Consider the following 6,804-nt stretch of genomic DNA (forward strand, 5'->3'; position numbering starts at 1 on the left):
AGTTAATAGTTGGGATTCAATCCAGTCAAGCAAAACTTTCCATTATATCATAAAATTATTTTGCAAGAGGTCTAATACAAAAGCATATCTGGCGCGTATTTGCCTTGTCGCTCGTAATAGTTGCGATAACCTGCCCTCCACGAAGAAAGAGTTCGATCATCTTCACCACTATCATAAGCAAACGCTTCATCAACCTCATCGTAGCGGAGTAGTCGGAGTTCTACGGTCTCAATTATGGCAACAGGCGAACCTTCTCCATCCAACACCACGTGCTTTTGCCCCACTTGTGTTTGCTGGCCTTCACTCTGATGCCATGAGGTGCCCGTTTTCACCCCGTTAATGACTAAAAATGCCAATTCATTTGCCATTTGCGGCGTATCGCCAAAAGAGAACTGGTTAAGTTTTGACCACCATTGCTCGCTCATAGCTATCCTTGTAACCAATTTGTCCGTTCGCTTCTGTCACGCTGCACGCAACAACACAACTTATAATTGTGTCGCAGGTGCGGTACAACGCTCTTCCTAGTCGGCTTATCCCGCACATCTGCGGTTTAACTCCGAATAGTCTGAACACCTTCTGCTCTGCCTTAACTCAAAGAATAAACCTCTTTGATCGCCCTGCCAATGAGAAAAAGTAACCATCTTTTGTAAACTTGCGTAAATCCACTCGCTCGCCCTGCCAGTGAGAAAAAGCTCTTATTTTGACCTAAAGCTTGGAAGGTAGGACGGTACGCCTTGTACTGTATAGCTGGCGCGGCTCGCTTTGTTATAATAAAAGGAAGTAAATCCTAAACAACTGGGTAACTTTGATTTAGTTGGCTATAATAACTACAGGTCGCTAATTTTTTATAAATTCCAGTGGTTGCTGCTTAACAAACAGTATCCCTACTATCTGAACTTAGCACTCATAACTTTCTTTAAAATTTCGACAATAACCTTGTCTGGCGAGCGTGGGCTTCTTCAACGCTTTACAGCCAAGAACTGAATAAAATACCAATCCTGACAGGAGTTCCCCCGAACTCCTTTTTTTGTGTTTATTTTTACGTCGAATTCAATTGAAAGTTTGTTCACCCCATCAAAAAGGAGTTTTTGACATGGCTAAACCAAAACACAAAAGTATGCGGAATCAGCCAGAGATGTACGACGAAATCAAACGACCTTTCACCTTTAGTCTGACGCCAACAGCCGTCAACATACTGGATTATCTTGCCAAAATACACGGTATTTCTCGCTCAGAAGTTGTTGAGCAATTTGCTAGAACACGGGAGCATTTACCAGCTCATTCGCCAACCCAAAGTAACCCTTAGTTCGCAACGCAAACTCTTTGACAATCCAGCCCTTTTTTAGCCTCGCTCATTGCACTATGAATTTTTTTATTCCCAGAACCACACAACTGTATTTTGGCTATCAAGTACAAAAGCCAAAAGAGGCTAATTTGCAAAGGTTAGCTACTACACAAGAGCTAATCTTTGCTAGTTTTTGTCAGCCGATTGGTTGGAGTGTGGTGTCGAGCTTCTACCTTGCTAAGCATAGCAAGGTGTTAGCTCTTATGCCTTACCTAATCTTTTTTGAGGTTATAAATAGCCAAAAACTTATTTATAAAATAAACGGAGTTTTAAGGAAAAAAGCCTTGTTTTATAAGCTTTACAGCCGACCACCACCTATAGTAAAAACTACAGTAAAGTTGTGACTGTAGTTTTTACTATTATTTGAATGGGAGCCAATTTCTGAAAGCCTCTTTTCAAAGCTTCGTAGCACTTCCACAAGACCTGAACTTGTCCCGTTTTCCTCTACCACCATTTATAACAATGAAAAAGAACCTCTCTTTGACCGACATTCTCGGTCTTTATGCTACCCACGTTCAGACCCAGCACCCGCAAAAGAAAGCGCAAGAAATTATCTCTCAAACTGAAACGGCTATCAACCGTTACACTTTGCCCGGATGGGGCTTGGAGCCTTTCAAAGGTCGCAAGCCCACGCGAGTTGAAATAGACAGGGCCACGACCTTTAAAAAAGGTATAAACGTTGAGCAATTCACAACTGCCTTAGAAGCTCAAGAAAAAGCCTTTGAACTGCTGCAACCCTCGGATAGTAGTAAGGAGGTTTACCGCTCGCGGCTTAAGGAACTTGTTTCTTGGTGCATCAAGCAAGGCTGGTGGCCGGGAAATACCTTACCTGAGAAATCTGTTGATTGCTGCGGAGGTCGCCGCCGTCGAGGCTACGGAATTATGGCGAAAACGCTACTGACGACCCGCTCTGCTTTGCCGCCTTACGGCTTGCAACCAGAGCAAGTGTCAGAGAAGTTAAAAGCTAAAACTGAACAGTTCTACAAGTTTCGTACCTCCGCCCACTGGCCGGGTAGATTAGAGGACCCGGTGAAAACTACAGCCTGCCGCAACCAAATTGGCTTGTTCTTTCACTTGCTCGGCTGGTTCCATTACTACCGAGGAGTGCCGTTGGAAGAGCTGTCTTTGAATACTTTAATTCCGCCGGTTGAACTCAAGTATGCGACTTCTAAGGAAGCTGCAGCCGCAATGGCTGCTAAGGTAGGGGATTATGTGGATCGCTGGGTTTGCGAATTCTGCAATTTTTTGATAGAGGAGCGGGGTGCCAGAAGCCCTCACACTCGCAAGAATTACCTGTGTGCGCTGCTGGCGGTGGCGAAGTTTCAATACCACAATGAAATCACTTCTAGCGATTACAGCGAAGTGCCGGCGGTGAAGGTTTTGCGCGGACGGCTGTCACTGGCAACTAAGGAGTTGAAAAACCACGTTCCAGTGGCGGATGTGGATAAGAAGTGGCTGGATTTGCCGCAAGTTTGGGAACTAATTGTCGAACCGCTGCGCTTGGAGTGCCAACCGAAGTTGGCGTGTGGCTCTGGGAGGTCTCTGAAGGCGACTGCTTATAGCTTCCAGCGCTACGTGCTCTGGGGGTGTTTGACCTATAGCCCTCCCCGGCGACAGCAGGAGTTAAGGGATCTGAAAATGGCTCTTGAGTGTCCTGTGAAGCGGCCTGTAGATGTGCCTGCAGACGGTTTGTACCAGCCCCTGCCTACGGGTCGCAACCGCGACCGGAATTGCGGTTATCTGTATAGGACGCCGGATGGCCGCTGGATCAAGGATGTAACGCTAGAGTCTTACAAAACGGGTGAGACTTACGGACACCAAGATTTGGAGATTCCCAACGTGCAGTTCCCTGACGGGCGATGTTTCTATGACTATTTGGAAGCATGGCTTTATGGCTATTATAAAATGCCGGATGGGAGTTGGCGCTCCTGCGGGGGAACTTTCAACCCAGGTGAGCAGGAGGTTGGCCGTTTGTGGGCTGGTCGCTTGCAGTTCGACCCGGTGGGTGAATTCGTTTTTGTGCGGCACAATGGCACGCCTTTTGCTGAGGACAGTATGGCTAACTATATCAGTAATGCTGCTCATGCTTTGACGGGCCAGCGATTGACTCCTCACTTACTGCGAGACATCTTTGCGACTCATTTTTTGGATAACGGAGCGTCTGACTCGGACATTGCTTCTCTGGCTTATGGAATGGGGCATAGCCCGCAGATTCTCCGGGCGAGTTACGACCGCCGCAGCCCTGGGCAGAAGCACAGACCCATTCAGTTAGCGGTTATGGAGCTAGTCCAGAAGTCTTTGCATCCCGACTCAACTTCTGACTAGCGAACTGTAATTCGCTTTCCCCTGCATCACCGTGCAGGGGTTTTTTTTACTGTTTTTCTGACTTTAATTACAACAGGACTTACGCAAGTCATGCCACACAGGTCTGTTGAGTTCAGGCACTTGGGGCATCATATCGCTGATTAAAAAGGTAGCGCGGTTATTCGCTTCGTTGCGGGTGCAATCGGCGCTTGGTGCAATGTGTCTCCTGTTGTAGCCGCTTCTTGTGTTATGGCTTGGTCGCACTTTGTATCAAGCAGCGGGGAGAGCATCGTCGGGGCGGAAGTTGTCCTGGCGATTTGCTGTCCCAATCCAAGAGCGATTCAGTTGCTACGAAACCCAGTTGGCGGTCTTAGTCTTGCTGTTGTAGCTCATCACGAACTGCGGCTTCACCATTAAATAGTTGTCGATGCTGGCAACACAGGGAGCTGCATTGCTTGGATTGCCTAGGAGTAAGTTGCGGTCATTAATGGCGCTCGCTGATGGGTTCTCTGGTGCTTGGCTTGGGTTGCTGCACCCTTGGTTTCTCGCGACCGAGTTGAGGAAGCCGAGACGGCGGTGAGGGCGCAGTTAGATTACAGTCGCTAACAATTCCTACCAACACTCTTGGCGATCGCCCCCCGCTGCCAAAATTTCCTCACTGTCAGTCGCTCCCATTCTCATGTCAATGCCAAGCTTACCAGCAGCCCGACACTAAACCGAATGAATGCAGCAACCGCCCAACAATACGGGATTCTGTACCTTTAGCTATTTAGATGTTCAAACATTCAAATGTTTGAACATTCAAGCATCTAATTCTGGGGCTTTCCCATCGGGGTCGAACTTTTCGAGCGCTCGACTGAAAACAGAGATAGTTGCCGCGATCAAGCACCGTAATCCCCAACAGGTAAACCGTTCGTGTGGGCGACTCAAAAAAGAATCGGGAATCGCAAGGCGAGACAGTTTCTTGTTTTTAGAGGGGGAGTCAAATGCTTAAACATTCAAGCATCTAATTCTGGGGCTTTCCCATCGGGGTCGAACTTTTCGAGCGCTCGACTGAAAACAGAGATAGTTGCCGCGATCAAGCACCGTAATCCCCAACAGGTAAACCGTTCGTGTGGGCGACTCAAAAAAGAATCGGGAATCGCAAGGCGAGACAGTTTCTTGTTTTTAGAGGGGGAGTCAAATGCTTAAACATTCAAACATCCAAATGTTTAGGTGTCACCGTCGGGATTGAACTGTTGGAGGTATTGAACCACAGACTTTTCCACCAGCTCGCTCATTTCCTGACCTGATTGCGCTGCTGCGGATTTAAGTTGGCGGTGCAGTTGTTTTGGCAGGTAAACTGTAGTGCGGACGAAGTTGGGGTCTTTGCTTTTAGATAGTGCCACACTGGGTGAAAGGTCAGGTTCACCGGGTTTGAGTTTCTTGGCCTTCAGTAAATCATCAAAGCGACTCATGGAAGTATCTCCTTTCCAACAGCGGTGTAGCACCCCCAAGCAGCTTTGGCGTAAGGGTCTTTGATAGCGCTTACGGGAACCCCAGCAAGGGCAGCTTTTTGAAATACCGCTAGCCTCCTTATATCAGACTTGAAAATGGGCAATCCCGCTTTTTCGATGGTTGCCCTAGATTCAGCCCCGACTTTACTCGGAGCGGGTGGGATGACCGTAAGCAAAATGCGGTAATTGGATTGCAGAGAATAGAGAGCTTCCACCATTTGCAGCATAGCGCTCAGGGCCATAGCATCGGGAGAGCTGGGCAATATCAGCAAATCGCACCCTTCAGCTAGAGTTTTGAGGTCTTCTGGAGTGGGTCGTGCCGGCGTGTCGATGACGATGTGTTCGTAATCCCTGGCATATCGCACGCCTTGCTTTTCATCGACTACTTTGAACGGGAGGGAACCGCGAGCAGCCCAATCTAAGGCACTGCGGTTGAGGTCGCCATCTACCAACAGCGCGGGTGCTTTGGTCTGCAAGTAAGCCGCTAAGTGCAGCGCTGTGGTTGTCTTCCCGACTCCGCCCTTGAATGAGGCGACTGTCACAATCATAGGTAAGCGTGTTGAGTTCATCAACCAGATTTTACAGCTAAAACATCTGAATGTCTAGATGATTGAATGTTTAGATGATTGGGTTTATAGAAAAAGCCATCCATATTCTCTACGCTCAGGAGTGCAGCCAGAGCGATCGCATCCTCTTCTCAAATCTCCAGTATGTTTGTCTCCAGGCACTTGTTGACTGAGAATGAATGCGGCGCGTGCATCGGTTTCCACACCAGCAGCCACTAAATTTAAGGTATCGGTGGTTGGCGCACAACCACCGGCAACGTGCAAATACGAACATTGAAGTTCCATTGGACGATTGGTATCTTGAATCTGATGTTTAGTTGCACTGCCAGAGCGATCAACCCTTAACACCTTCACCTTCAGCAACTATTTGCTCCATTCGTCCCATGCTGCCTTTGCCACTTTTGCGATGACTTCCTCGCGTACCGCATTGTTTGCCCCAGAATCTGAAACAAAAACGGAGATCGCCAGCCAGCGTTGGTCATTTTCTTCAGAATCTTCTAGTTTTTCGGTGTGATCGACAGATAAAGTGGCGTGAAAAACTGCTACTTTCAGGTTAGGTCTTAGTTGTCGGGCGATCCCAAATTCAGCAGCCAGTTCTTCAGGAGTTTGTCCGCACATAGTACCGCCAATTAGAGCGGCGTCTTTTTTGCCCAGCACGTAGTTCAGACAGCCCCGAAAGCCTGTACCTTTGATTTGTTTGCCAATCATAACCGAAAAGCCGTCAGTTGTTTGAATCGATTGCTCATGCGGTAAAGCCCAGGCTTGTTAATAATTAGCGTACTGTAGATTGGGCGAGGTTTGCAACTATTGTTTTAATTGCATCCCCGTTTTCTCGAATGAGTTGCTGTACTCTTTCTAAGAGTCCTGTATTGACAACAACTGGTTCTCCCAATGCCACAGCACTATTGCAAGCTCTAGCCATCTGATTGAGGTTGTTTCCTGCAATTCTCAATTGGGCATCAATCTTGCATAACACTTGATAGGCTTTCAAGTCAAATGCAGCTAGAGGGCGTGGCACAGGGTAAGCTCATCTAATTTGGTATAAATTGTACTTGACAAAAAGGGCAAGATATAAAGGAACATCCTGTCAATA

10 protein-coding genes are annotated in these 6,804 nt (G+C 47.6%); 3 read left to right on the plus strand and 7 right to left on the minus strand.

The window, feature by feature from the left end; genetic code table 11:
- Nucleotides 1–71: 71 nt before the first annotated feature.
- Entirely contained in the window at nucleotides 72–425 is a 354-nt protein-coding gene (locus QUA70_RS27555) for an ASCH domain-containing protein (RefSeq protein WP_333350970.1), read from the minus strand.
- A gap of 668 nt (nucleotides 426–1,093) precedes the next feature.
- On the opposite strand from QUA70_RS27555, the gene QUA70_RS27560 reads away from it, so the two are divergent.
- From QUA70_RS27560 to QUA70_RS27570, 3 genes are all read left to right on the plus strand, one after another.
- Nucleotides 1,094–1,306, plus strand: a complete 213-nt coding sequence (locus QUA70_RS27560) for a hypothetical protein (RefSeq protein WP_333336076.1) — start codon at nucleotides 1,094–1,096, stop codon at nucleotides 1,304–1,306.
- Nucleotides 1,307–1,362: 56 nt separating this feature from the next.
- Nucleotides 1,363–1,689 carry a hypothetical protein gene (locus QUA70_RS27565; protein ID WP_333410757.1) on the plus strand — a complete coding sequence of 109 codons (327 nt, stop codon included), beginning with the start codon at nucleotides 1,363–1,365 and terminating at the stop codon, nucleotides 1,687–1,689.
- A gap of 118 nt (nucleotides 1,690–1,807) precedes the next feature.
- Nucleotides 1,808–3,670 carry a site-specific integrase gene (locus QUA70_RS27570; RefSeq protein WP_333336081.1) on the plus strand — a complete coding sequence of 621 codons (1,863 nt, stop codon included), beginning with the start codon at nucleotides 1,808–1,810 and terminating at the stop codon, nucleotides 3,668–3,670.
- Nucleotides 3,671–3,733: 63 nt separating this feature from the next.
- On the opposite strand, the gene QUA70_RS28710 is transcribed toward QUA70_RS27570, so the two are convergent.
- The 6 genes from QUA70_RS28710 to mobC all read right to left on the minus strand — a co-directional run bounded on the left by QUA70_RS28710 (nucleotide 3,734) and on the right by mobC (nucleotide 6,729).
- Complete coding sequence (locus tag QUA70_RS28710; protein WP_445251683.1) at nucleotides 3,734–3,913, minus strand: DNA/RNA non-specific endonuclease; 180 nt, start codon at nucleotides 3,911–3,913, stop codon at nucleotides 3,734–3,736.
- A 947-nt stretch (nucleotides 3,914–4,860) separates the two neighbouring features.
- Nucleotides 4,861–5,106 (minus strand): CopG family transcriptional regulator, encoded by a 246-nt coding sequence (locus QUA70_RS27575; RefSeq protein WP_333336084.1) that lies wholly within the window; start codon nucleotides 5,104–5,106, stop codon nucleotides 4,861–4,863.
- Complete coding sequence (locus QUA70_RS27580; protein ID WP_333336087.1) at nucleotides 5,103–5,714, minus strand: ParA family protein; 612 nt, start codon at nucleotides 5,712–5,714, stop codon at nucleotides 5,103–5,105. The genes QUA70_RS27575 and QUA70_RS27580 overlap by 4 nt, the downstream gene beginning before the upstream one ends.
- 63 nt (nucleotides 5,715–5,777) lie before the next feature.
- Nucleotides 5,778–5,996, minus strand: a complete 219-nt coding sequence (locus tag QUA70_RS27585; RefSeq protein WP_333336090.1) for a hypothetical protein — start codon at nucleotides 5,994–5,996, stop codon at nucleotides 5,778–5,780.
- Between the two features lie 78 nt (nucleotides 5,997–6,074).
- Complete coding sequence (locus QUA70_RS27590; RefSeq protein WP_333350967.1) at nucleotides 6,075–6,419, minus strand: relaxase/mobilization nuclease domain-containing protein; 345 nt, start codon at nucleotides 6,417–6,419, stop codon at nucleotides 6,075–6,077.
- A 64-nt stretch (nucleotides 6,420–6,483) separates the two neighbouring features.
- Nucleotides 6,484–6,729: a plasmid mobilization relaxosome protein MobC gene (gene mobC, locus QUA70_RS27595; protein WP_333350965.1), complete on the minus strand. Its 246-nt coding sequence runs from the start codon at nucleotides 6,727–6,729 to the stop codon at nucleotides 6,484–6,486.
- Nucleotides 6,730–6,804 lie beyond the last annotated feature (75 nt).

The organism is Microcoleus sp. LAD1_D5 (genome assembly GCF_036702115.1).
GTDB lineage: Bacteria > Cyanobacteriota > Cyanobacteriia > Cyanobacteriales > Microcoleaceae > Microcoleus.